Annotated in this window: 20 protein-coding genes and 4 tRNA genes; all 24 read left to right on the top strand. The window is 58.7% G+C overall.

Features of this window, described 5'->3' with window-relative positions:
• Window positions 1-213 precede the first annotated feature (213 nt).
• The 24 genes from JH15_RS07470 (at window position 214) to rpsS (ending at window position 22,448) form a co-directional block, all read left to right on the top strand.
• Complete coding sequence (locus JH15_RS07470) at window positions 214-1,197, top strand: biotin--[acetyl-CoA-carboxylase] ligase (RefSeq protein WP_043529081.1); 984 nt, start codon at window positions 214-216, stop codon at window positions 1,195-1,197.
• The gene (locus JH15_RS07475) at window positions 1,194-2,033 is read left to right on the top strand and encodes a type III pantothenate kinase (protein ID WP_043529082.1); all 840 of its coding nucleotides are present in this window, start codon (window positions 1,194-1,196) and stop codon (window positions 2,031-2,033) included. The genes JH15_RS07470 and JH15_RS07475 overlap by 4 nt, the downstream gene beginning before the upstream one ends.
• A gap of 105 nt (window positions 2,034-2,138) precedes the next feature.
• Window positions 2,139-2,222 (top strand) — tRNA-Tyr (locus JH15_RS07480).
• A gap of 45 nt (window positions 2,223-2,267) precedes the next feature.
• Window positions 2,268-2,341 (top strand) — tRNA-Gly (locus JH15_RS07485).
• Between the two features lie 16 nt (window positions 2,342-2,357).
• A tRNA-Thr gene (locus tag JH15_RS07490) sits at window positions 2,358-2,432 on the top strand.
• Between the two features lie 132 nt (window positions 2,433-2,564).
• Window positions 2,565-2,640, top strand: a tRNA-Trp gene (locus JH15_RS07495).
• 73 nt (window positions 2,641-2,713) lie between these two features.
• Window positions 2,714-3,082, top strand: coding sequence for a preprotein translocase subunit SecE (gene secE, locus JH15_RS07500; protein WP_043529084.1), 369 nt, complete (start codon window positions 2,714-2,716; stop codon window positions 3,080-3,082).
• An 8-nt stretch (window positions 3,083-3,090) separates the two neighbouring features.
• Window positions 3,091-3,624: a transcription termination/antitermination protein NusG gene (gene nusG / locus JH15_RS07505; RefSeq protein WP_043529087.1), complete on the top strand. Its 534-nt coding sequence runs from the start codon at window positions 3,091-3,093 to the stop codon at window positions 3,622-3,624.
• A gap of 89 nt (window positions 3,625-3,713) precedes the next feature.
• The gene (gene rplK, locus JH15_RS07510) at window positions 3,714-4,145 is read left to right on the top strand and encodes a 50S ribosomal protein L11 (protein ID WP_043529089.1); all 432 of its coding nucleotides are present in this window, start codon (window positions 3,714-3,716) and stop codon (window positions 4,143-4,145) included.
• 2 nt (window positions 4,146-4,147) lie between these two features.
• Window positions 4,148-4,840 carry a 50S ribosomal protein L1 gene (gene rplA / locus JH15_RS07515; protein ID WP_043529090.1) on the top strand — a complete coding sequence of 231 codons (693 nt, stop codon included), beginning with the start codon at window positions 4,148-4,150 and terminating at the stop codon, window positions 4,838-4,840.
• A 253-nt stretch (window positions 4,841-5,093) separates the two neighbouring features.
• Complete coding sequence (rplJ, locus tag JH15_RS07520) at window positions 5,094-5,597, top strand: 50S ribosomal protein L10 (protein WP_043529093.1); 504 nt, start codon at window positions 5,094-5,096, stop codon at window positions 5,595-5,597.
• Window positions 5,598-5,690: 93 nt separating this feature from the next.
• Window positions 5,691-6,059, top strand: a complete 369-nt coding sequence (rplL, locus tag JH15_RS07525) for a 50S ribosomal protein L7/L12 (protein ID WP_043529095.1) — start codon at window positions 5,691-5,693, stop codon at window positions 6,057-6,059.
• A gap of 234 nt (window positions 6,060-6,293) precedes the next feature.
• On the top strand, window positions 6,294-10,370 hold the full coding sequence (gene rpoB / locus JH15_RS07530) for a DNA-directed RNA polymerase subunit beta (protein WP_043529097.1): 4,077 nt from the start codon (window positions 6,294-6,296) through the stop codon (window positions 10,368-10,370).
• Between the two features lie 9 nt (window positions 10,371-10,379).
• Entirely contained in the window at window positions 10,380-14,597 is a 4,218-nt protein-coding gene (gene rpoC, locus JH15_RS07535) for a DNA-directed RNA polymerase subunit beta' (RefSeq protein WP_043529099.1), read from the top strand.
• A 144-nt stretch (window positions 14,598-14,741) separates the two neighbouring features.
• Window positions 14,742-15,116, top strand: a complete 375-nt coding sequence (gene rpsL, locus JH15_RS07540) for a 30S ribosomal protein S12 (protein WP_043529100.1) — start codon at window positions 14,742-14,744, stop codon at window positions 15,114-15,116.
• Between the two features lie 123 nt (window positions 15,117-15,239).
• Window positions 15,240-15,710: a 30S ribosomal protein S7 gene (gene rpsG, locus JH15_RS07545; protein WP_043529102.1), complete on the top strand. Its 471-nt coding sequence runs from the start codon at window positions 15,240-15,242 to the stop codon at window positions 15,708-15,710.
• A gap of 65 nt (window positions 15,711-15,775) precedes the next feature.
• Complete coding sequence (gene fusA, locus JH15_RS07550; protein ID WP_043530520.1) at window positions 15,776-17,896, top strand: elongation factor G; 2,121 nt, start codon at window positions 15,776-15,778, stop codon at window positions 17,894-17,896.
• A gap of 28 nt (window positions 17,897-17,924) precedes the next feature.
• Window positions 17,925-19,118: an elongation factor Tu gene (tuf, locus tag JH15_RS07555; RefSeq protein WP_043529104.1), complete on the top strand. Its 1,194-nt coding sequence runs from the start codon at window positions 17,925-17,927 to the stop codon at window positions 19,116-19,118.
• Window positions 19,119-19,280: 162 nt separating this feature from the next.
• Window positions 19,281-19,592: a 30S ribosomal protein S10 gene (rpsJ, locus tag JH15_RS07560; protein ID WP_016419080.1), complete on the top strand. Its 312-nt coding sequence runs from the start codon at window positions 19,281-19,283 to the stop codon at window positions 19,590-19,592.
• Between the two features lie 147 nt (window positions 19,593-19,739).
• The gene (rplC, locus tag JH15_RS07565; RefSeq protein WP_043529106.1) at window positions 19,740-20,378 is read left to right on the top strand and encodes a 50S ribosomal protein L3; all 639 of its coding nucleotides are present in this window, start codon (window positions 19,740-19,742) and stop codon (window positions 20,376-20,378) included.
• 11 nt (window positions 20,379-20,389) lie between these two features.
• Window positions 20,390-20,998: a 50S ribosomal protein L4 gene (rplD, locus tag JH15_RS07570; protein ID WP_043529108.1), complete on the top strand. Its 609-nt coding sequence runs from the start codon at window positions 20,390-20,392 to the stop codon at window positions 20,996-20,998.
• A complete protein-coding gene (rplW, locus tag JH15_RS07575) occupies window positions 20,995-21,291 on the top strand; it encodes a 50S ribosomal protein L23 (protein WP_043529109.1) in 297 nt (98 codons plus the stop codon). The genes rplD and rplW overlap by 4 nt, the downstream gene beginning before the upstream one ends.
• A gap of 17 nt (window positions 21,292-21,308) precedes the next feature.
• Window positions 21,309-22,139, top strand: coding sequence for a 50S ribosomal protein L2 (gene rplB, locus JH15_RS07580; RefSeq protein ID WP_043529110.1), 831 nt, complete (start codon window positions 21,309-21,311; stop codon window positions 22,137-22,139).
• A 33-nt stretch (window positions 22,140-22,172) separates the two neighbouring features.
• Complete coding sequence (gene rpsS / locus JH15_RS07585) at window positions 22,173-22,448, top strand: 30S ribosomal protein S19 (RefSeq protein WP_009098993.1); 276 nt, start codon at window positions 22,173-22,175, stop codon at window positions 22,446-22,448.
• Window positions 22,449-22,461 lie beyond the last annotated feature (13 nt).

The raw sequence follows: 22,461 nt of genomic DNA on the forward strand, positions 1-22,461 counted from the left end.
TTTTTCGTTGTGGCTCGGGCAGCGCCAAAAACCGCCAGCGCAAGGCTGGCGGTGTGCAGGCAGTGCGAAAGGGCGTCAACCAAGCAGGCGCTCCAGGGCTTCGATGAGACTATCCATTTCGTGATCGATAGCCTAACCCCACTTTGGTCGCGGAGATTCCCGGGCCTGGCCACATTCCGATAGAATGAGGCTTTTCCGGGCTGGGGGCCCTTCATGATCATCGGCGAATTGATTCGCTTATTGAGCGACGGAAAGTTCCATTCGGGCGAACAGCTTGGCGACAGCCTCGGTGTTTCCCGGACCGCCGTGTGGAAGCAGCTCAAGAAGCTGGAGGCCATGAATATCCCTCTTGAAGCGGTGAAAGGCCTGGGTTACCGGTTGCCCGAGCCGCTTGAGCTGCTCAGCGGGCCCACTATCGTGGCCGGAATCGAGCGAGAGAGTCGCCAGCATCTGGCGCGCCTGTTCATCGAGCAAACACTGCCTTCAACCAATCTCTTTGTGCGTGAACGCTTCTTGAAGGGAGCAGGGCATGCCGAAGTCTGCCTGGCAGAAAACCAAAGTGCAGGCAGGGGGCGGCGGGGTCGCGGCTGGGCATGCCCCTGGGGACATGGTCTATTGTTGTCCATTGGTTGGCGCTTTGAAACCGGGACCGCTGCCCTTGAAGGTCTCAGCTTGGCAGTGGGAGTGGCGATGGCGGAGGTACTCGAGCGGCATGGTCTTCCTGTCGTCTTGAAATGGCCCAACGATATACTGGTTAGCGACGCGTTAGGCAAAAACCAGAAGCTTGCCGGCATCCTGCTCGAAGTCAGTGGTGATGCCGCTGGCCCCTGTGAGGTCGTGGCAGGGTTGGGGCTCAACGTGAGCCTACCGGCATCGGTGCGCAGCCAGATCGACCAGCCGGTAGCGTCAGTCCATGATTACCAGCCCACATTATCCCGGAATCGCTTGGCATCTGAGCTGGTGGCAGCATTGTTAGGTCTGTTCGCGAGCTTTGAAGGGCAGGGGTTCGCTCCCTGGCGGGATGCCTGGAACAGGCGTAACGCGCATGCGGGCAAGGAGGTCTTGGTAACACAGGGGGCGCGGCAGTATACCGCCAAGGTTACCGAGGCCGACGCGGCAGGTAATCTTCTGATCGAGACCTCTGATGGGCCTGATCGATTAACTGGAGGCGAGATCAGTTTGCGTGGCCAGCCATGATACTGGACCTGGATATAGGCAATACGCTGTCCAAGTGGCGTTTAAAAGACACGGCTACAAGCGAAATCAGATCGCGAGGCGCAGTTTGGACGCGTGAGGAGTGGCGTCCTGGCTCGGACATCCCTGACCTTGATGTCGTCGAGGCCGTTCGAATATCGAGCGTCGCTCGGCAGTCGGTACTGCAGGAAACCGTACAGTTGTTGCAGCACCGAGTGGGTACGGTACATGTGGCAAGGTCGGTTCCTGAAGCGTTGGGTGTAACCAACGGTTACGAAGAACCCGCTCGCCTTGGCGTGGATCGCTGGATGGGCGCTTTGGCTGGTTACCAACTGATTGGTGGGTGCTGTAGTGTGGATTGCGGCAGCGCCATCACAGTGGATTTCGTTCTACCGGGTGGACGCCACCTGGGGGGGTATATACTCCCAGGGCTGCGCCTGATGAAGGAAAGCCTCAAGCTGGGAACGAGGAATGTGGCCATCGATCCTGATAGTGAAGCGGATACCTTGTTAACCCCTGGACGCAACACGATCGAGGCCGTCAATCACGGTATTTATATGGCCGCGGTCAGCGCCGTCAACCGTATTTATGGCGAAGTATGCGATCGTGAAGGGGTTTCGTTACCCTTGGTAATGACGGGAGGGGATGCGCGTGTTGTGTCCCGGGGGATCCGTATTCCTCACGCCGTGTGGCCGGACATGGTCTATGGTGGTCTGGAGGCCTGCTTTCCGCTGACTGCGGCAGAGCGTGCAGGTCGCATGTCGGGGGCCCCACAGGTACCAGCGCCGGTTGCGCTAGAAAAAATTCGCGCCGCGCTTGCATTCTCGGCACTGCTTTGACATAATTCTGCGCGTTCGCAGCCGGTCGCGTCTAGGTACGAGCAGTAAGGAAGATGGATAACTGCTTGACAGGGTTGTGAAATGCGGTAGAATTTGCCGCCAGTTGGAGGGGTTCCCGAGTGGCCAAAGGGAGCAGACTGTAAATCTGCCGCGAAAGCTTCGAAGGTTCGAATCCTTCCCCCTCCACCAGTTTTGCCGAAGCGGATTAGCTGGTTCGGCTGCAAGAGTCGGCAAGCGGGCATAGTTCAATGGTAGAACTTCAGCCTTCCAAGCTGATAGTGCGGGTTCGATTCCCGCTGCCCGCTCCAGGCATGCAAGGGTTGCGCTCATGTAGCTCAGGGGTAGAGCACACCCTTGGTAAGGGTGAGGTCGACGGTTCAAATCCGTCCATGAGCTCCATATCGAACAGGCGAGCACAGGCTCGCCTTTTCTTTACCCGGAAACCCGGGGTTGTAAGACGGGCTGCTATTCGCTATTATAGCGCCCGCTGTCGCGCAGGTAGCCTGCAAGAGGCTTGCGAGAAGTAGTTACAGGCCAGTAGCTCAATTGGCAGAGCAGCGGTCTCCAAAACCGCAGGTTGGGGGTTCGATTCCCTCCTGGCCTGCCAGCCTTCCCCAGGCTGGCTTGATCTCATATACTGTCTTGTTTTCGATTGCTGCACCCTGAGGAGTCTCATTTTAATGAAACATAACGCCGAGGTGCAGGAGTCGCGCCACGACGGGCTCAAGTGGGCGGTTGTCGTCGCCTTGGTGGTAGTCGCTGTCGTTGGTAACTCCTATTTCGATGACCAGGCCATGCTCTATCGAGTGCTGGGCGTGGTTGCCATGTGCGCGCTGGCTGCCGGGGTCGCGCTGACTACCGCCAAGGGGCGTAGTTTGGTGGAGCTGGCACGCAGCTCGCGCAAAGAAATACAGCGTGTCGTGTGGCCGACTCGCCCTGAGACAGTGCAAACGACCGCCATCGTTCTGGTGGCCGTGCTGGTGGTTGGCCTGGTTCTTTGGTTGATCGACACCCTTCTTGGCTGGGCAATGTCCGGCATCATTGGTTAGGAGATTCCATGTCCAAGCGATGGTATGTCGTCCATGCCTATTCCGGCTTCGAGAAGCATGTCATGCGTTCGCTTATCGAGCGGGTGAAGATGTTTGGCATGGAAGATCGCTTTGGCGAGATTCTTGTGCCCACCGAAGAAGTCGTCGAGATGCGTGACGGCAAGCGCCGTAAGAGTGAGCGCAAGTTCTACCCGGGCTACGTGCTGGTAGAAATGGAAATGGAAGACGCTACTTGGCACCTGGTCAATGAAACGCCGCGTGTGATGGGGTTCATCGGTGGTAGCAAGGAAAAGCCGGCACCCATCACCCAGAAAGAGGCAGACGCTATCTTGCGTCGTGTCCAGGACGGCACAGACAAGCCACGTCCCAAGACGCTATTCGAGCCCGGGCAGTCCGTGCGCGTCATTGACGGTCCTTTTGCAGATTTCAACGGCGTTGTAGAAGAGGTCAACTACGACAAGAGCCGTTTGCAGGTCAGTGTTCTGATATTTGGACGTGCCACGCCCGTTGAGCTTGAGTTCTCTCAGGTTGAGAAAGAATAACCTGAGGAACGTACTAATCGTTTGAGCCGGGTCGCCGGCTCGATAAATCCGGGGAGCCGAAAGGCGCTACTACCCAACTGGAGTGAAACATGGCCAAGAAAGTACAGGCTTATATCAAGCTGCAGGTCGCAGCGGGTAAAGCCAATCCGAGTCCTCCCGTAGGTCCCGCGCTGGGCCAACACGGCGTCAATATCATGGAGTTCTGCAAGGCGTTCAACGCCGAGACGCAGAATCTCGAGCCGGGTCTTCCGACGCCTGTTGTAATTACGGTCTATTCCGACCGTAGTTTCACCTTCGTGACCAAGACGCCGCCGGCTGCTGTCTTGCTGAAGAAGGCCGCTGGGATCAAGTCCGGCTCCGGTGAGCCGAACAAGACCAAGGTCGGTACTGTCACACGAGAGCAGCTCGAAGAGATCGCCAAGGCCAAGGAACCGGATCTGACGGCTGCGGATCTTGATGCTGCCGTGCGTACCATTGCAGGCAGTGCCCGTAGCATGGGTCTCAACGTGGAGGGGCTTTGATCATGGCTAAGCTATCCAAGCGCGCTAAGATGATTCGCGACAAGGTTGATGCTGGCAAGGTCTACTCCATCGAGGAAGCTGTGGCCCTGTTGAGCGAAGTATCGACCGTCAAGTTCAAGGAGTCCGTGGACGTCGCCATCAATCTTGGCGTCGACCCGCGTAAATCCGATCAGGTCGTACGTGGCGCCACCGTCATGCCCAACGGTACAGGCAAGGACGTTCGTGTTGCCGTCTTCACGCAAGGTGCCAATGCCGACGCTGCGAAAAAAGCCGGTGCCGATATCGTAGGCATGGATGACCTGGCCGAGCAGGTAAAAAAGGGCCAGCTCGATTTCGACGTGGTCATTGCTTCTCCGGATGCGATGCGTGTCGTTGGTCAGTTGGGCCAGATCCTAGGGCCGCGCGGCCTGATGCCTAACCCCAAGGTGGGTACCGTGACGCCCGACGTCGCGACAGCCGTTAGGAATGCCAAGGCAGGTCAGGTGCGTTTCCGCACAGACAAGAATGGCATCATCCACACTACCTTGGGTAAGACCGACTTTGATGCCACCGCTATTCGTGGCAACCTGGAAGCGTTGGTTAATGACCTGAAAAGGCTTAAGCCAAGCACCTCCAAGGGTATCTATTTAAAGAAGATGACCATGTCCACTACCATGGGCCCGGGCATCACCGTCGATCACAGCGCTTTTGTGTAACGGTAAACAGGCAGTAACTTTGCGGTCCCCGTGCACTGTTTCGACAGGTAGGGGCGGGGCACCGTCAAAGACCGCAGGCGCCGCGCTTTGTTAGGCGCGGCTTAATTGCCCCTGAGGCGCCTGCGCAGATGGTGTTGCCGCCAGATATCTGGTGAGCACCATCCCCAAGGCTCCAGGCATGGTCAGTGTCGCCTGGAGAGATGGTAAACACCGGATTCCTCGAACGAGGGTCCGGCACGAAGGAGTGATCACTGTGCCACTAGCACTTGAAGGCAAGAAGGCGATCGTTGCCGAGGTCAGTGAAGCTGCAAAGGACGCTCTTTCCGTCGTAGTTGCCGATTCTCGTGGCGTGGCTGTGGGCGCAATGACTGATTTGCGCAAGCAGGCCCGCGAGAATGGCGTCCAGATCCGTGTTGTACGTAACACACTGGCACGCCGCGCGCTGTCAGGCACTCCTTGGGAGTGCCTGAACGAGACTTTCTCTGGTCCGACAATGCTGGCCTTTTCCTATGAGCACCCGGGCGCCGCAGCTCGTCTGTTCAAGGAATTTGCCAAGTCGCAGAAGGACTTTGAAGTCAAGGCGCTGGCCTATGAGGGAGAGTTCATCCCCGCTGCCGATCTTGACCGTCTGGCGACTCTGCCGACACGCGATGAAGCGATTGCCAAGCTGATGTCTGTCATGAAAGAAGCTTCTGCAGGCAAGCTGGTTCGTACCCTCGCAGCACTGCGCGATCAGAAGCAGGAGAGCGCCGCTTAACGGCCTCCCTGGACGCTGCAGTCTGAGCCGATTGTTGAATCATGAGCACTTGCCGATCTCGGTTAAGGCTCCGCAAAGTTTAGGAACATGAAAATGGCACTGTCTCAAGAAGATATCATCAACGCCGTCGCTGAAATGTCCGTGATGGAAGTGGCCGAACTGGTTTCCGCCATGGAAGAGAAGTTCGGCGTTTCTGCTGCTGCCGCTGTCGTGGCTGGTCCCGCTGCTGCCGGCGAAGCTGTCGAAGAGCAGACTGAGTTCGATCTGGTGCTGACCGCAGCCGGTGACAAGAAGGTCAACGTCATCAAGGTCGTGCGCGAGATCACTGGTCTGGGCCTGAAGGAAGCCAAGGGTGCCGTCGACGGTGCTCCGTCGACCATCAAGGAAGCCATGTCCAAGGACGACGCAGAAGCTGCCAAGAAGAAGCTGGAAGAAGCTGGCGCCTCTGTGGAGCTCAAGTAACCCTTGGGGTCAGGAACTCTACGCGCAGCGTAAGTTCCACGGCTGGTGGCGGGATGCCCGCTGCCGGCCTTTTTCTGTTGTTACTAGCCGGCGGCCATGATGGCTTAGTCGCTAGCCGAATACCGACGGCGAGCTCTCCTGAGAGGGCTTGCCGTCAACGCCTGACGGAGTCGGATCCGTCCGGTGGCGCCGACACGCATCGGTCACCCATGGTGAACAAGCTGGGGAATACAGATGGCTTACTCATACACTGAGAAAAAACGCATCCGCAAGGATTTCGGCAAACTGCCCCAAGTGATGGATGTGCCCTACCTGCTGGCCATCCAGCTTGATTCCTACTACGACTTTCTCCAGCAGGATCGCGCACCGGAAGAGCGACTCGAGATAGGGTTGCACGCCGCCTTCAGGTCTGTTTTTCCGATCGAGAGCTTCTCGGGGAATGCAGCGCTCGAATACGTTAGCTACCGCTTTGGTACGCCGGCTTTTGACGTCAAGGAATGTCAACTGCGTGGCGTCACCTACTCTGCGCCCTTGCGCGTCAAGGTTCGCCTGATCATCTACGACAAAGAGTCGTCGAACAAGGCGATCAAGGATATCAAGGAGCAGGAAGTCTACATGGGGGAAATCCCCCTGATGACCGAGAACGGTACCTTCGTCGTCAATGGTACTGAGCGGGTCATCGTCTCCCAGCTGCATCGCAGCCCCGGGGTTTTCTTCGACCATGACAAGGGCAAGAGCCACTCGTCAGGTAAGCTGTTGTACTCCGCTCGGGTCATTCCTTACCGTGGTTCCTGGCTCGACTTCGAGTTCGATCCCAAGGACAGCGTATTCGTACGTATCGACCGTCGCCGCAAGTTGCCGGCTACGGTGCTTCTGCGTGCGCTGGGTATGGGCGCCGAAGAGATCCTTGATACCTTCTTCGATACCAGCACCTTCCATATCGAGAAGTCCGGCTTCTCCGTGGAGCTCGTGCCTTCGCGCCTGCGTGGCGAGACTGCCACTTTCGACATCAAGGATGGCGATGGCAGCGTGATTGTCGAAGAGGGTCGTCGCATTACCCAGAAGCACATCCGGCAGTTGGAAAAATCGGGCCTCGAACGTCTCGTAGTTCCGATGGAGTACCTGTACGGAAAGACGCTGGCCAAGGATCAGGTCGATCCCAACACCGGCGAGCTGATCTGTGAATGCAACACCGAAGTTACTGCCGACCTGCTGGAGAAGCTGGCTACGGCAGGCATTACCAAGCTCGACACGCTCTATACCAATGATCTCGACTGCGGTCCGTTCATTTCCGATACGCTGAAACTGGATACCACCCGCAGCCAGCTCGAGTCCCTGGTTGAGATCTATCGCATGATGCGCCCCGGCGAGCCGCCCACCAAGGAGGCTGCCGAGACGTTGTTCAACAACCTGTTCTTCACCGAAGATCGCTACGATCTCTCGGGTGTGGGGCGCATGAAGTTCAACCGTCGCCTGCGTCGCGATGAGGACACAGGCTCTGGCGTACTCGACAAGCAGGATATCCTTGACGTTCTCAAGGAGCTGATCGCCATCCGTAACGGCTTTGGCGATGTCGACGATATCGACCACTTGGGCAATCGTCGTATCCGTTGCGTCGGTGAGATGGCCGAAAACCAGTTCCGTGTCGGTCTGGTCCGTGTCGAGCGTGCGGTCAAGGAACGCCTCTCGATGGCCGAGAGCGAAGGCCTGATGCCGCAGGACTTGATCAATGCCAAGCCAGTTGCCGCTGCCGTCAAGGAATTCTTCGGTTCCAGTCAGCTGTCACAGTTCATGGATCAGAACAATCCGCTATCCGAGGTCACGCACAAGCGTCGTGTGTCGGCGTTGGGCCCGGGCGGTCTGACTCGCGAACGCGCTGGCTTCGAGGTGCGCGACGTCCATGCGACTCACTACGGACGTCTATGCCCGATCGAGACGCCGGAAGGTCCTAACATCGGCCTGATCAACTCGCTGGCCACGTATAGCCATACCAACAGTTATGGGTTCCTCGAGACACCGTATCGCAAGGTCGTGGATCGTCAGGTCACCGACGATGTCATGCATCTGTCGGCCATCGAGGAAGGTGACTTCGTCATCGCCCAGGCATCGGCAACGGTCGACGAAAGCGGCAAGCTGGTCGACGATCTGGTTCAGGTGCGTCATCGCGGCGAGACCACCTTCGTGGCGCCTGACAAAGTCACCCTGATGGACGTTTCTCCCCGTCAGGTGGTCTCGGTGGCAGCGGCCTTGATTCCGTTCCTCGAGCATGACGACGCCAACCGCGCTCTGATGGGCTCGAACATGCAGCGTCAGGCGGTACCGTCGCTTCGTGCCGACAAGCCGTTGGTAGGTACCGGGCTCGAGCGTGTCGTGGCACGAGACTCTGGTGTCTGCGCCGTTGCACGCCGCGGCGGGGTCATCGATTCTGTCGATGCCAAGCGGATCGTGGTGCGTATCAACGAAGACGAGATCATCGGCGGCGAAGCCGGCGTCGATATCTACAACCTCACCAAGTACGTGCGTTCCAACCAGAATACCTGCATGAACCAGCGTCCCATCGTGCGTCCGGGCGACGTCGTGGCTCGTGGCGACATTCTGGCGGATGGCCCCTCAGTGGATATGGGTGACCTGGCGCTTGGCCAGAATATGCGTATCGCCTTCATGCCCTGGAACGGCTACAACTTCGAAGACTCAATCCTGCTGTCCGAGCGTGTAGTGCAGGAAGATCGCTTCACCACCATCCATATTCAGGAACTGACCTGCGTCTCTCGTGACACCAAGCTGGGTGCCGAAGAGATTACGTCAGACATCCCTAATGTGGGTGAGTCGGCACTATCCAAGCTGGACGAGGCCGGCGTGGTCTACATCGGTGCTGAAGTCGGCTCTGGCGATATTCTGGTTGGCAAGGTCACGCCCAAGGGCGAGACACAACTGACGCCGGAAGAGAAGCTGCTGCGTGCCATTTTCGGTGAGAAGGCCAGCGATGTGAAGGATACGTCTCTGCGTGTGCCCACCGGCATGAAGGGCACCGTGATCGACGTACAGGTCTTCACCCGCGATGGCGTGGAGAAGGATTCCCGTGCGCTGTCTATCGAGCAGATGCAGCTCGACGAGGTACGCAAGGATCTGCAGGAGACCTACCGCATCGCCGAGGACGCTACATTCGAGCGCCTCAAGCGGACCCTCTCTGGTCAGGCCGTGAATGGCGGGCCCAAGCTGAAGAAAGGTGACGTCCTGAGTGACGACTACCTGGAAGAGCTGCCACGCCAGCAATGGTTCAAGTTGCGCATGCAGGACGAGAGCCTGAATGAGTTGTTGGCTCAGGCCGATGAGCAGCTGGAGAACCGTCGCAAGGAAATGGACGAGCGTTTCGAAGACAAGAAGCGCAAGCTCACCCAAGGCGACGACCTCGCTCCGGGCGTGCTCAAGATCGTCAAGGTCTACATGGCCGTGAAGCGTCGCATTCAGCCGGGTGACAAGCTGGCCGGCCGTCACGGTAACAAGGGTGTCATCTCTGCCATCATGCCGGTCGAAGACATGCCGTTCGACGAGAAAGGCGAGCCGGTCGACGTGGTGCTCAACCCGCTCGGTGTTCCTTCGCGGATGAATGTCGGGCAGGTGCTCGAGACTCACCTGGGGCTGGCGGCGCACGGCCTGGGGCAGCGCATCGGCGAGATGCTGCGTGAGGCGCGCGGTCAACAGGTCGCGGAGATTCGTGAGTTCCTGGGCAAGGTGTACAACACCCCGGGTACCCGTGAGGAAGATATCGGTTCTCTCACCGACGAGGAAGTTATCGCACTGGCCAAGAACCTCCAAGGGGGTGTTCCCATGGCCTCGCCGGTCTTCGACGGCGCCAAGGAACACGAGATCAAGCACCTGTTGAGTCTGGCGGGTCTACCCGATTCCGGCCAGATGACACTGTACGACGGCCGTACCGGCGATACATTCGACCGGCCGGTCACCGTTGGCTACATGTACATACTGAAGCTCAACCACCTAGTCGACGACAAGATGCATGCGCGTTCCACCGGCTCCTACTCGCTGGTCACACAGCAGCCGCTGGGCGGCAAGGCGCAGTTCGGTGGCCAGCGCTTCGGCGAGATGGAGGTGTGGGCGCTGGAAGCCTACGGCGCTGCCTACACGCTCCAGGAGATGCTCACCGTCAAGTCCGACGACGTGGAAGGTCGCACCAAGATGTACAAGAGCATCGTCGATGGCGACCACACCATGCAGGCGGGTATGCCGGAATCCTTCAACGTGTTGGTGAAGGAAATCCGCTCGCTGGGCATCGATATCGAGTTAGAGAGCTAGGAGCCTCCCATGAAAGATTTGGTGAAAGTCCTCAAATCGCAGGCACAGTCCGACGAGTTCGACGCGATCAAGATCACGCTCGCGTCGCCGGACATGATCCGCTCCTGGTCCTACGGCGAGGTCAAGAAGCCCGAGACCATCAACTACCGTACCTTCAAGCCGGAGCGGGATGGCCTCTTCTGTGCCAAGATCTTTGGCCCGGTGAAGGATTACGAGTGCTTGTGCGGCAAGTACAAGCGCATGAAGCATCGCGGCATCATCTGCGAGAAGTGCGGCGTCGAGGTTACCAAGGCTGCTGTGCGTCGTGAGCGCATGGGTCATATCGAGCTGGCTTCGCCGGTGGCGCACATCTGGTTCCTGAAATCCTTGCCGTCGCGGATCGGCATGTTTCTGGACATGACCCTGCGGGATATCGAACGCGTACTCTACTTCGAGAGCTTCGTGGTCATCGATCCGGGCATGACCACGCTTGAGCGTGGTCAGCTGCTCAACGATGAACAGTATTTCGAGGCCCTGGAAGAGTTCGGGGACGATTTCGATGCGCGCATGGGGGCCGAAGCGGTACAGGCTCTGCTGCAGGACATCGATCTGGAAGAGGAAATCAATCAGCTGCGTGACGAGATCCCGCAGACGAACTCCGAAACCAAGATCAAGAAGCTGTCCAAGCGACTCAAGCTGTTGGAAGCCTTCTACCATTCCGGCAACGCGCCCGCATGGATGGTCATGGAAGTGCTGCCGGTACTGCCGCCGGATTTGCGCCCTCTGGTACCGCTGGACGGTGGCCGGTTCGCAACGTCGGATCTGAACGATCTCTATCGTCGCGTCATCAACCGTAACAATCGCCTGAAGCGCCTGCTCGACCTCAATGCGCCCGATATCATCGTGCGCAACGAAAAGCGCATGCTGCAGGAGTCGGTGGATGCCCTGCTGGATAACGGTCGTCGCGGACGTGCCATTACGGGCTCCAACAAGCGCCCGCTGAAATCGCTTGCCGACATGATCAAGGGTAAGCAGGGGCGTTTCCGCCAGAACCTGCTGGGCAAGCGTGTCGACTACTCCGGTCGTTCGGTCATCACGGTGGGCCCAACGCTGCGGCTGCATCAGTGCGGTCTGCCGAAGAAAATGGCGCTGGAGCTGTTCAAGCCCTTCATCTACTCGAAGCTGCAGCTCAATGGTCAGGCCTCGACCATCAAGGCGGCAAAGAAGATGGTCGAGCGCGAGCTGCCCGAAGTGTGGGACATTCTCGCCGAGGTCATTCGCGAGCATCCGGTACTGCTCAACCGCGCGCCGACGCTGCACCGTCTGGGTATCCAGGCCTTCGAACCGTTGCTGATCGAAGGTAAGGCCATCCAGCTGCACCCGCTGGTATGTGCCGCTTACAACGCCGACTTCGATGGCGACCAGATGGCGGTTCACGTACCGCTGACTCTGGAAGCCCAGCTCGAAGCCCGTGCGTTGATGATGGCGACTAATAACGTCCTATCCCCGGCCAACGGTGAGCCGATCATCGTGCCGTCTCAGGACGTCGTTCTGGGTCTGTATTACATGACCCGCGAGAAGATCAATGCCAAGGGCGAAGGCATGGTCTTCGCTAACCTCAATGAAGTGGAGCGCGCCTTCGGTACTCAGAGCGTTTCACTGCATGCACGGGTCAAGGTGCGCCTGACGGAGCACCTTCCGGAAGTAGAGGACGGTGAACTGATCGAGAATACCTCGATCTTCGATACCACCGTAGGGCGCGCGCTGTTGTTCCGCATCCTGCCCAAGGGCGCTCCATTCGAGTTGGTTGACCAGCCGATGAAGAAAAAGGCGATTTCACGGCTGATCAATGAGGTCTATCGTCGCGCGGGCCTCAAGGAAGCGGTCATTTTCGCCGACCAACTGATGTATACCGGGTTCCGTCTGGCGACATGGTCAGGGGCCTCGATCGGTGTCAACGACTTCGTCATCCCCGATGCGAAGAAGGGCATCGTCGATGCGGCCGAGGACGAGGTCAAGGAAATCGAGGACCAGTTCTCCTCGGGTCTGGTGACCGCTGGCGAGAAGTACAACAAGGTTATCGATATCTGGTCCAAAGCCAACGATAAGGTAGCCAAGGCGATGATGACGGGGATCTCCAAGGAGACCGTCGTCGACCGTGATGGCAACGAGGTCGAACAGGACTCGTTCAACAGCGTATTCATCATGGCCGACTCCGGCGCCCGGGGTAGTGCCGCCCAGATCCGCCAGCTGGCGGGGATGCGGGGCCTGATGGCCAAGCCGGACGGCTCGATCATCGAGACGCCGATCGTTGCCAACTTCCGCGAGGGGTTGAACGTACTCCAGTACTTCATCTCGACACACGGGGCGCGTAAGGGCCTTGCGGATACGGCACTGAAGACGGCCAACTCCGGTTACCTCACACGACGCCTCGTCGATGTGGCGCAGGACCTGGTCATCACCGAAGCGGACTGCGGGACCGAAGAGGGCTTGACGCTTCACCCGATCATCGAAGGCGGCGACATCATTGTCTCCCTCGCCCAGCGTGTACTCGGCCGAGTGGTGGCACAGGAAGTCATCGATCCGTCTACCGAGGAAGTGCTGATTCCGCGTGGCACATTGCTCGACGAAGCATGGTGCGCAGACCTGGACGTGATGGGCGTTGACGAGATCGTGGTGCGCAGCACCATTACTTGCGAAACCCCGCACGGGGTGTGCTCGTCCTGTTACGGCCGCGACCTGGCACGGGGCCATCAGGTCAACATCGGTGAGGCTGTGGGTGTCATTGCTGCCCAGTCGATCGGTGAGCCGGGCACTCAGCTGACGATGCGGACATTCCACATCGGTGGCGCGGCATCACGTGCTTCGGCAGTGGACAGCGTGCAGGTCAAGCATGGCGGCAAAGTGCGTCTGCACAACATCAAGTCCGTTGAGCGTGGCGACGGTAAGCTGGTTGTCGTTTCTCGTTCTAGCGCACTTGCCGTTGCTGATGAGCATGGTCGCGAGCGTGAGTACTACAAGTTGCCGTACGGTGCCGAAATTTCGGTACGTGATGGCGACGAGGTTGAGGCTGGCCAGGCGGTTGCCAAGTGGGATCCGCACACGCACCCGATCGTTGCCGAGGTGGAAGGTAAGATCCAGTACGTCGACATGGATGAAGGTCTGTCGATTTACCGGAGTGTTGACGAGATGACCGGTCTGTCATCGATCGAGGTGATCGAGACAGGGGCACGTCCGGCGGCGGGCCGTGACAAGCGGCCATTGATCATGCTGCTGGACGACGCTGGCGAAGCGGTTTCACTGCCGGGCTCTAATACGCCCGTACAGTACATGTTGCCGGGCAACGCCATCGTTTCCGTCGATGATGGATCTACCATCGGTGTGGGTGAAGTCATCGCCCGTATTCCCATGGAAGCATCCGGCACCAAGGATATCACCGGCGGTCTGCCGCGAGTTGCCGATTTGTTCGAAGCTCGCAAGCCCAAGGAGCCAGGCATCCTTGCTGAAATCAGCGGTGTGGTGAGCTTTGGGAAGGAAACCAAGGGTAAGCGGCGTCTGACGATTTCACCGGAATCCGGCGATCCGTTCGAGATGCTGATCCCGAAATGGCGTCAGATTGCAGTCTTCGAAGGCGAGACTGTCGAGCGTGGCGAAGTGATTTCCGACGGCCCGAGCAACCCGCACGATATCTTGCGCCTGTTGGGTGTCTCGGAGCTCGCCAAGTACATCACTGCCGAAGTGCAGGAGGTCTATCGTCTCCAGGGCGTGGGCATCAACGACAAGCACATCGAAGTGATCGTGCGCCAGATGCTTCGCAAGGTCGAAATCACCGATGCTGGCGATTCGAGCTTCATTACCGGCGACCAGGTCGAATTGGTGCGGGTGATCGAAGAGAACGCTCGCCTGGCCGAGGCCGACAAGTTCCCGGCCAAGTTCGACCGTCTGCTGCTGGGTATCACCAAAGCCAGCCTGGCGACTGAATCGTTCATCTCTGCGGCTTCGTTCCAGGAGACGACACGCGTACTGACCGAGGCCGCAGTGACCGGCAAGCGCGACTACCTGCGTGGCCTCAAGGAGAACGTGGTGGTAGGTCGCCTGATTCCGGCAGGGACCGGCCTGACTCACCACGCCGAGCGTCGTCGCAAGCGTGAAGACGCCGAGCGCATCCTGCAGCCATCGGCCTATGACGTCGAGCAGGAGTTGGGCGCTCAGCTCACCGCGTTGGACGCCGACGACGAAGAAATCTGAGGCAAGGGGCGTCAAGACCAGGCTTGGCTCTGGTCTTGACGCCTAACCGGGCAAGACAGTAGAATTCGCAGCCTTTAATAGTGGGGTGGGTGCGTCCACGCCACTTTTTAAGGCCAAGGCAACCATTGGAGTCAGCTACAGACCATGGCAACGATTAATCAGCTCGTGCGCAAGCCGCGCAAGCGTCCGGTCACGAAAAGTGACGTGCCGGCGCTTCAGGCCTGCCCGCAAAAGCGTGGGGTTTGCACCCGCGTTTACACCACCACCCCCAAGAAGCCTAACTCGGCCCTGCGTAAGGTTTGCCGCGTGCGCCTGACCAACGGTTTCGAGGTGTCTTCTTATATCGGCGGTGAAGGCCACAATCTTCAGGAACACTCTGTGGTCCTGATTCGCGGCGGACGTGTCAAGGACTTGCCGGGTGTGCGTTATCACACCGTTCGTGGCGCCCTGGATACTTCTGGCGTTCAGAACCGTAAGCAGGGTCGTTCCAAGTACGGCACCAAGCGTCCCAAGGCATAAGCCAGGGCGTCAATCGAGAGTCGAAACGGTCAGATAAGAGTAAGGTCGAGCGCTGCGTGACGATGTTCACGATTCGCAGGAGTCTCGGGTTTACCTGAAGGACCCTTCAATTGAGGGCTTATCATGCCTAGAAGAAGAGTAGCAGCGAAGCGCGAGATCCTGCCGGATCCCAAGTTTGGAAGTGAGCGCTTGGCGAAGTTCATGAACCACCTGATGTTCAGCGGCAAGAAGTCTGTAGCAGAGCGCATCGTTTACGGTGCACTCGACAAGGTTGCCGAGCGTAGCAAGGACGAGCCGCTGGAAATCTTTGACAAGGCGCTCGAAGCCATCCAGCCGATGGTCGAGGTCAAGTCGCGTCGTGTGGGTGGTGCCACTTACCAGGTCCCGGTCGAAGTTCGGCCTTCGCGCCGTCAGGCGCTGGCCATGCGCTGGCTCGTCGATGCGGCCCGTAACCGTGGTGAAAAGACCATGGTTCAGCGTCTTGCTGGTGAGATGCTCGATGCCTCTGAGGGTAAGGGCGCGGCGGTTAAGAAGCGTGAAGACGTTCACCGTATGGCAGAGGCCAACAAGGCCTTCTCTCATTACCGTTTCTAACGCCGACTTCCATACACGAGGTGCCGCCCCTTTGGCGGTGCCTCTCAGCAATGGGGAATTTCATCGTGGCACGCAAGACTCCGCTCAAGCGTTACCGCAATATCGGTATCGTGGCCCACGTCGACGCCGGCAAGACCACCACTACCGAGCGTGTCCTGTTTTATACCGGCCTGTCGCACAAGGTCGGTGAGGTTCATGATGGCGCTGCTACCATGGACTGGATGGAGCAGGAGCAGGAGCGTGGTATCACTATCACCTCCGCCGCGACTACCTGCTTCTGGCAGGGTATGAACAAGCAGTTCGACGAACATCGCATCAATATCATCGACACGCCTGGGCACGTCGATTTCACTATCGAAGTCGAGCGCTCACTGCGTGTGCTCGACGGTGCCGTGGTCGTGCTGTGCGGTTCTTCAGGCGTACAGCCGCAGACCGAAACCGTGTGGCGCCAGGCCAACAAGTACGAAGTTCCGCGCATGGTCTTCGTCAATAAGATGGACCGTGCTGGCGCTGACTTCTTCATGGTCGTCGAGCAGCTCAAGTCCCGTCTCGGTGCCAATGCGGTTCCAATCCAGATCAACTGGGGCACTGAAGAGGACTTCAAGGGCGTCATCGATCTCCTGCAGATGAAGGGCATTCTGTGGAATGAAGAAGACAAGGGCATGAGCTATGACCTCGTCGATATTCCCGCCGAATTGCAGGAAACCGCTGAGAAGTACCGCGAAGAGATGGTCGAGGCAGCGGCCGAGGCGTCCGAAGAGTTGATGGACAAGTATCTTGAAGGCGGTGAGCTCTCCGTCGAGGAGATCAAGGCCGGTCTGCGTCGTCGTACCCTCGACAACGAGATCGTGCTGGTCACCTGCGGCTCGGCGTTCAAGAACAAAGGTGTTCAGGCCGTACTGGACGGTGTCATCGAGTTCATGCCGTCGCCCACCGAGGTCAAGGCCATCGAGGGTGAGCTTGACGACAAGGATGGCACCATCGCCACGCGTGAAGCGGACGACAGTGCGCCTTTCTCTGCGCTGGCATTCAAGATCGCCACAGACCCGTTCGTCGGCACACTGACGTTCATTCGTGTCTATTCGGGTGTTCTGAAGTCCGGTGACAGCGTCTACAACTCCGTCAAGGAGAAGAAGGAGCGCGTCGGTCGTATCGTCCAGATGCACTCCAATTCCCGTGAGGAGATCAAGGAAGTATACGCCGGGGACATCGCGGCCTGTATCGGCCTTAAAGATGTGACCACTGGGGACACCCTGTGTGACTTGAATGACAAGATCGTTCTTGAGCGCATGGAATTCCCGGATCCCGTCATCTCCGTGGCAGTGGAGCCGAAGTCCAAGGCCGACCAGGAGAAGATGGGGGTTGCTCTGGGCAAGCTGGCCCAGGAGGACCCGTCCTTCCGCGTCAAGACCGACGAAGAGACAGGTCAGACCATCATCTCTGGCATGGGCGAGTTGCACCTCGATATCATCGTCGACCGCATGCGTCGCGAGTTCAAGGTCGAGGCCAACATCGGCAAGCCGCAGGTGGCATACCGCGAGACCATCCGCGGCAAGGTCGAGCAGGAAGGCAAGTTCGTGCGTCAGTCTGGCGGTCGTGGTCAGTTCGGCCATGTCTGGTTGCGCATCGAGCCGCTAACTGCGGAGGACAAGGGCGAGGACGAGGAGATGCACTTCAAGTTCACGTCCGAGATCGTCGGTGGTGTGGTTCCCAAGGAATACGTGCCGGCCGTCGAGAAAGGGGCCTTTGAGCAGCTGCAGAACGGTGTCATCGCGGGTTACCCGATGATCGACGTCAAGGTCACGCTGTATGATGGCTCCTACCACGACGTGGACTCTAACGAGACCGCGTTCAAGATCGCCTCTTCCATGGCGGTCAAAGAAGGTGCCAGAAAGGCCAAGGCCGTGCTGCTGGAGCCGATGATGAGGGTCGAAGTCGTGACACCCGAGGAGTTCATGGGTGACGTCATGGGCGACCTGAACCGTCGTCGCGGTCTGGTGCAGGGCATGGATGATTCCTCTTCGGGCAAGATCATCCGCGCAATGGTGCCGCTGGGCGAGATGTTCGGTTATGCAACCGACCTGCGCTCTCAGTCCCAGGGCCGTGCAAGCTACTCCATGGAGTTTGCGCAGTACGACGAGGCGCCCTCCAGCGTCGTTGAAGCCGTCATCAACCAGAACGGTTAACCGTTAGCAACGTAAAGAGGTTATAGCAGTGGCTAAGGAAAAATTTGAACGTTCCAAACCGCACGTCAACGTCGGCACCATCGGTCACGTCGACCACGGTAAAACTACGCTGACAGCGGCTCTGACCCGTGTTTCTGCCGAGGTTTTCGGCGGCGAGTGGCGTCAGTTCGATTCTATCGATAACGCCCCGGAAGAGCGCGAGCGCGGTATCACTATCGCCACCGCTCACGTCGAGTATCAGTCTGAAGTGCGTCACTATGCGCACGTTGACTGCCCGGGACACGCCGACTACGTCAAGAACATGATCACCGGTGCTGCCCAGATGGACGGCGCGATCCTGGTCTGTTCTGCCGCTGACGGCCCCATGCCGCAGACTCGCGAGCACATCCTGCTGTCTCGTCAGGTTGGCGTTCCTTACATCGTCGTGTTCCTGAACAAGGCTGACATGGTCGATGACGAAGAACTGCTCGAGCTGGTCGAGATGGAAGTTCGCGAACTTCTGAGCGAGTACGACTTCCCGGGCGACGACACGCCGATCATTACCGGCTCTGCCCTGATGGCGCTGGAAGGTAAGGATGACAACGGCATGGGTACGACTGCTGTTGCCAACCTGATCAAGGCGCTTGACGACTACATTCCCGAGCCGGAGCGTGCTATCGACCAGCCGTTCCTGATGCCGATCGAAGACGTGTTCTCCATCTCCGGTCGCGGTACCGTTGTTACCGGTCGCGTTGAGCGCGGCATCGTCAAGAGCGGTGAGGAAGTGGAAATCGTGGGTATCCGCGACACCACCAAGACTACCGTTACTGGCGTCGAGATGTTCCGCAAGCTGCTCGACGAAGGTCGCGCCGGTGAGAACGTCGGTGCCCTGCTGCGTGGCACCAAGCGTGACGACGTCGAGCGTGGTCAGGTTCTGGCCAAGCCGGGCACAATTACCCCGCACACCGTGTTCGAGTCTGAAGTCTACATCCTGTCCAAAGAAGAAGGTGGTCGTCACACGCCGTTCTTCAAGGGCTATCGTCCGCAGTTCTACTTCCGTACCACTGACGTCACTGGTACCTGTGAACTGCCGGAAGGTGTCGAGATGGTCATGCCTGGTGACAACGTCAAGATGGTTGTCACGCTGATCGCGCCGATCGCCATGGAAGACGGCTTGCGCTTCGCTATCCGCGAAGGCGGTCGTACCGTTGGCGCCGGCGTCGTCGCCAAGATCGTCCAGTAAGCCTCGGCTTTACGATGATCGAAGGGGGCTCCCAAGGGAGCCCCCTTTCTGCGCATCCTTTTCCGGTCATTGACTCCAGGAAAAGGCATGCCTATAATGCGCATCCTTTGAATGCGTGGGTAGACGGCTCGCGCCGTTGAAAGCCATTGGAGTTTAGGGCAAATGCAGAACCAGAAGATTCGCATTCGGTTGAAGGCCTTCGACCATCGCCTGATCGACCAGTCCGCCGCGGAGATCGTTGAAACCGCCAAGCGTACCGGTGCTCAGGTTCGTGGTCCGATTCCGCTGCCGACCAACCGTGAGCGCTATACCATCCTGATCTCGCCGCACGTCAACAAGGATGCGCGCGATCAGTATGAGATCCGGACCCACAAGCGTGTGCTCGATATCGTCGAGCCCACGGAAAAGACCGTTGATGCCCTGATGAAGCTCGACCTCGCTGCTGGCGTGGACGTGCAGATCAAGCTCGACTGAAACCACACTAGACACTTCGGTATTATTTCCGACATAGGGTTGGGAGAGACCGACGCGCCGTGATGGCGCCACACAATGTGCTAGTGGAATGCTCTGGAAAGGGCAGCCATAGCGGGTGATAGCCCCGTACACTAAAGGAGACTGAACATGACTATCGGTTTAGTCGGTAAGAAGGCCGGGATGACCCGTGTCTTTACCGAAGATGGCGCTTCCGTGCCCGTAACCGTTATCGAGGTTGAGCCGAATCGCGTGACGCGCGTCAAGACTGTCGAGTCTGACGGTTATAGCGCCGTGCAGGTTACAGCCGGTTCCCGCAAGGCCAAGCACTTGACCAAGGCGCAAGCTGGACAGTTTGCCAAGGCAGGTACCGAGGCCGGTCGTTCACTGATGGAGTTCCGTCTGACAGAAGGCGAAGAAGCTCCTGAAGTGGGTGGCGAATTCACCGTATCCCTCTTCGAAGCTGGCCAGTTGATCGATGTGACTGGCACCTCCAAGGGCAAGGGCTTCCAGGGCGCAGTCAAGCGCTGGAACTTCCGCACCCAGGACATGACTCACGGTAACTCCCTGTCGCATCGCGCACCGGGTTCTATCGGCATGTGTCAAACGCCGGGTCGCGTCTTCAAGGGCAAGAAAATGGCCGGTCAGCTGGGTAACGTCCGCTGCACCGTACAGAGCCTGGAAGTCGTACGTGTCGATGCCGAACGCAATCTGTTGCTCATCAAGGGCGCCGTCCCGGGTGCGCCGGGTAGCGACGTCATTGTGCGCTCTGCCGTCAAAGCTCGCTGAGGGGGTTAACGATGAATCTGAATCTTGCAGGTGCAAGCGCCGGTACTGTTGAGGTATCTGACGCCACCTTCGGCAACGAATTCAATGAAGCGCTGGTTCACCAGGTCGTCACCGCCTATCTGGCCGGTGGTCGCCAGGGTACCCGCGCTCAGAAGACTCGCTCTGATGTGCGTGGTGGTGGCAAGAAGCCGTGGCGCCAGAAGGGCACGGGTCGTGCGCGTGCCGGCACCATTCGCTCCCCCTTGTGGCGTAGTGGTGGTGTGACGTTCGCTGCACGTCCTCAGGATCACTCGCAGAAGGTCAACCGCAAGATGTACCGTGCGGCTATGCGTTCGATCCTCTCCGAGCTGGTGCGTCAGGAACGTCTGGTTGCGGTTGATGAATTTGTTGTCGACGCGCCGAAGACCAAGCAGCTGGTTGCCAAGCTCAAGGAGCTTGAGCTGGAGAAAGTGCTGATCGTCACTGAAGACGTTGACGAAAAGCTCTATCTGGCCGCGCGCAATATTCCCAACGTCGATGTCGTGGATGTTGCTGCCGCTGACCCGGTGAGTCTGGTTGCCTTCGACAAGGTGCTGGTCACCGTCTCCGCTCTGCGCAAATTCGAGGAGAAGCTGGCATGAATCAGGAACGCGTTTTCAAGGTGCTGCTGGGTCCGCACATGACCGAGAAGGCCGCCTTCGCCGCCGAGAACAACCAGTATGTGTTCAAGGTGGCAAGTGACGCGACCAAGCCGGAAATCAAGCAGGCTGTTGAAGCTCTGTTCGGCAAGAAGGTCAATCGCGTCCAGGTCCTGAACATGAAAGGCAAGACCAAGCGCACTGCAAAGGGCATCGGCCAACGCAAGGGTTACCGTAAGGCATACGTGTCCCTGGCTGCGGGCGAGACGCTCGAAGACTTCTCTGGCGCCGAATAAGGGCAGGAGTACGGATCATGGCAGTAGTTAAGACCAAACCCACATCCGCCGGTCGTCGCCACCTGGTCAAGGTCGTCAGCGACGAGCTTTACAAGGGTCGCGCTTACGCGCCGCTGCTCGAAAAGCAGTCGAAGTCCGGTGGGCGTAACAACAATGGCCGCATTACTACCCGTCACGTGGGCGGTGGCCATCGTCATCATTATCGGATGATCGACTTCAAGCGCACCAAGGATGGCGTTCCCGCCATCGTCGAGCGTCTGGAGTACGACCCGAACCGTAGCGCACACATTGCGCTGCTGAAGTACCTGGACGGTGAGCGTCGCTACATTATCGCGCCGAAGGGCGTGACTGCTGGCGACAAACTCGAGTCCGGTGTCAACGCGGCGATCAAGCGGGGCAATACCCTGCCGCTGCGCAACATCCCGGTGGGTTCCACCGTGCACTGCATCGAGCTCAAGCCCGGCAAAGGCGCTCAGATCGCTCGCAGTGCCGGTGCCAGCGCTCAGCTGGTAGCACGTGAAGGCAATTACGCCACTGTGCGTCTTCGCTCCGGCGAGATGCGCAAGATTCTGGCCGAATGCCGTGCAACCCTCGGCGAGGTGAGCAACTCCGAGCACAGCCTACGTCAACTTGGCAAGGCCGGTGCGAAGCGCTGGAGAGGTGTGCGCCCGACCGTTCGCGGTGTGGCCATGAACCCGGTCGATCACCCGCATGGTGGCGGTGAAGGTCGTACCAGTGGTGGCCGTCACCCGGTAACACCGTGGGGCGTGCCCACCAAGGGTCACAAGACCCGCAAGAACAAGCGCACCGACAAGCTGATCATTCGTCGCCGCAAGGCCCGGAACTAAGATCCAACGCCAAGACATCAAGAGGTAACGGCTGTGCCACGTTCACTGAAGAAAGGTCCCTTCATTGACCTTCATCTGCTGAAGAAGGTTGAGGCTGCAGTGGAGAAGAACGACCGTAAACCGATCAAGACCTGGTCGCGTCGTTCGATGATCCTGCCCAACATGGTCGGGCTCACCATTGCAGTCCATAACGGTCGCCAACACGTCCCGGTGCACGTCTCCGAGGAAATGGTTGGCCACAAGCTGGGCGAATTCGCTGCCACCCGCACCTACCGCGGCCATGCGGCGGACAAGAAAGCCAAACGGTAAGCCAGAGAGGATT

It is taken from the genome of Litchfieldella xinjiangensis (assembly GCF_000759345.1).
In the GTDB taxonomy this organism is placed as follows: domain Bacteria; phylum Pseudomonadota; class Gammaproteobacteria; order Pseudomonadales; family Halomonadaceae; genus Litchfieldella_A; species Litchfieldella_A xinjiangensis.

Coding starts and splice junctions, on each gene's coding strand:
- rplB (WP_043529110.1), top strand. CDS start 21,309: ATGGCAGTAGTTAAGACCAAACCCACATCCGCCGGTCGTCGCCACCTG.
- JH15_RS07475 (WP_043529082.1), top strand. CDS start 1,194: ATGATACTGGACCTGGATATAGGCAATACGCTGTCCAAGTGGCGTTTA.
- JH15_RS07470 (WP_043529081.1), top strand. CDS start 214: ATGATCATCGGCGAATTGATTCGCTTATTGAGCGACGGAAAGTTCCAT.
- nusG (WP_043529087.1), top strand. CDS start 3,091: ATGTCCAAGCGATGGTATGTCGTCCATGCCTATTCCGGCTTCGAGAAG.
- secE (WP_043529084.1), top strand. CDS start 2,714: ATGAAACATAACGCCGAGGTGCAGGAGTCGCGCCACGACGGGCTCAAG.
- rpoC (WP_043529099.1), top strand. CDS start 10,380: ATGAAAGATTTGGTGAAAGTCCTCAAATCGCAGGCACAGTCCGACGAG.
- rpsG (WP_043529102.1), top strand. CDS start 15,240: ATGCCTAGAAGAAGAGTAGCAGCGAAGCGCGAGATCCTGCCGGATCCC.
- rplL (WP_043529095.1), top strand. CDS start 5,691: ATGGCACTGTCTCAAGAAGATATCATCAACGCCGTCGCTGAAATGTCC.
- rpsL (WP_043529100.1), top strand. CDS start 14,742: ATGGCAACGATTAATCAGCTCGTGCGCAAGCCGCGCAAGCGTCCGGTC.
- rpoB (WP_043529097.1), top strand. CDS start 6,294: ATGGCTTACTCATACACTGAGAAAAAACGCATCCGCAAGGATTTCGGC.
- rplW (WP_043529109.1), top strand. CDS start 20,995: ATGAATCAGGAACGCGTTTTCAAGGTGCTGCTGGGTCCGCACATGACC.
- rplA (WP_043529090.1), top strand. CDS start 4,148: ATGGCTAAGCTATCCAAGCGCGCTAAGATGATTCGCGACAAGGTTGAT.
- rplK (WP_043529089.1), top strand. CDS start 3,714: ATGGCCAAGAAAGTACAGGCTTATATCAAGCTGCAGGTCGCAGCGGGT.
- rplC (WP_043529106.1), top strand. CDS start 19,740: ATGACTATCGGTTTAGTCGGTAAGAAGGCCGGGATGACCCGTGTCTTT.
- rpsJ (WP_016419080.1), top strand. CDS start 19,281: ATGCAGAACCAGAAGATTCGCATTCGGTTGAAGGCCTTCGACCATCGC.
- rplD (WP_043529108.1), top strand. CDS start 20,390: ATGAATCTGAATCTTGCAGGTGCAAGCGCCGGTACTGTTGAGGTATCT.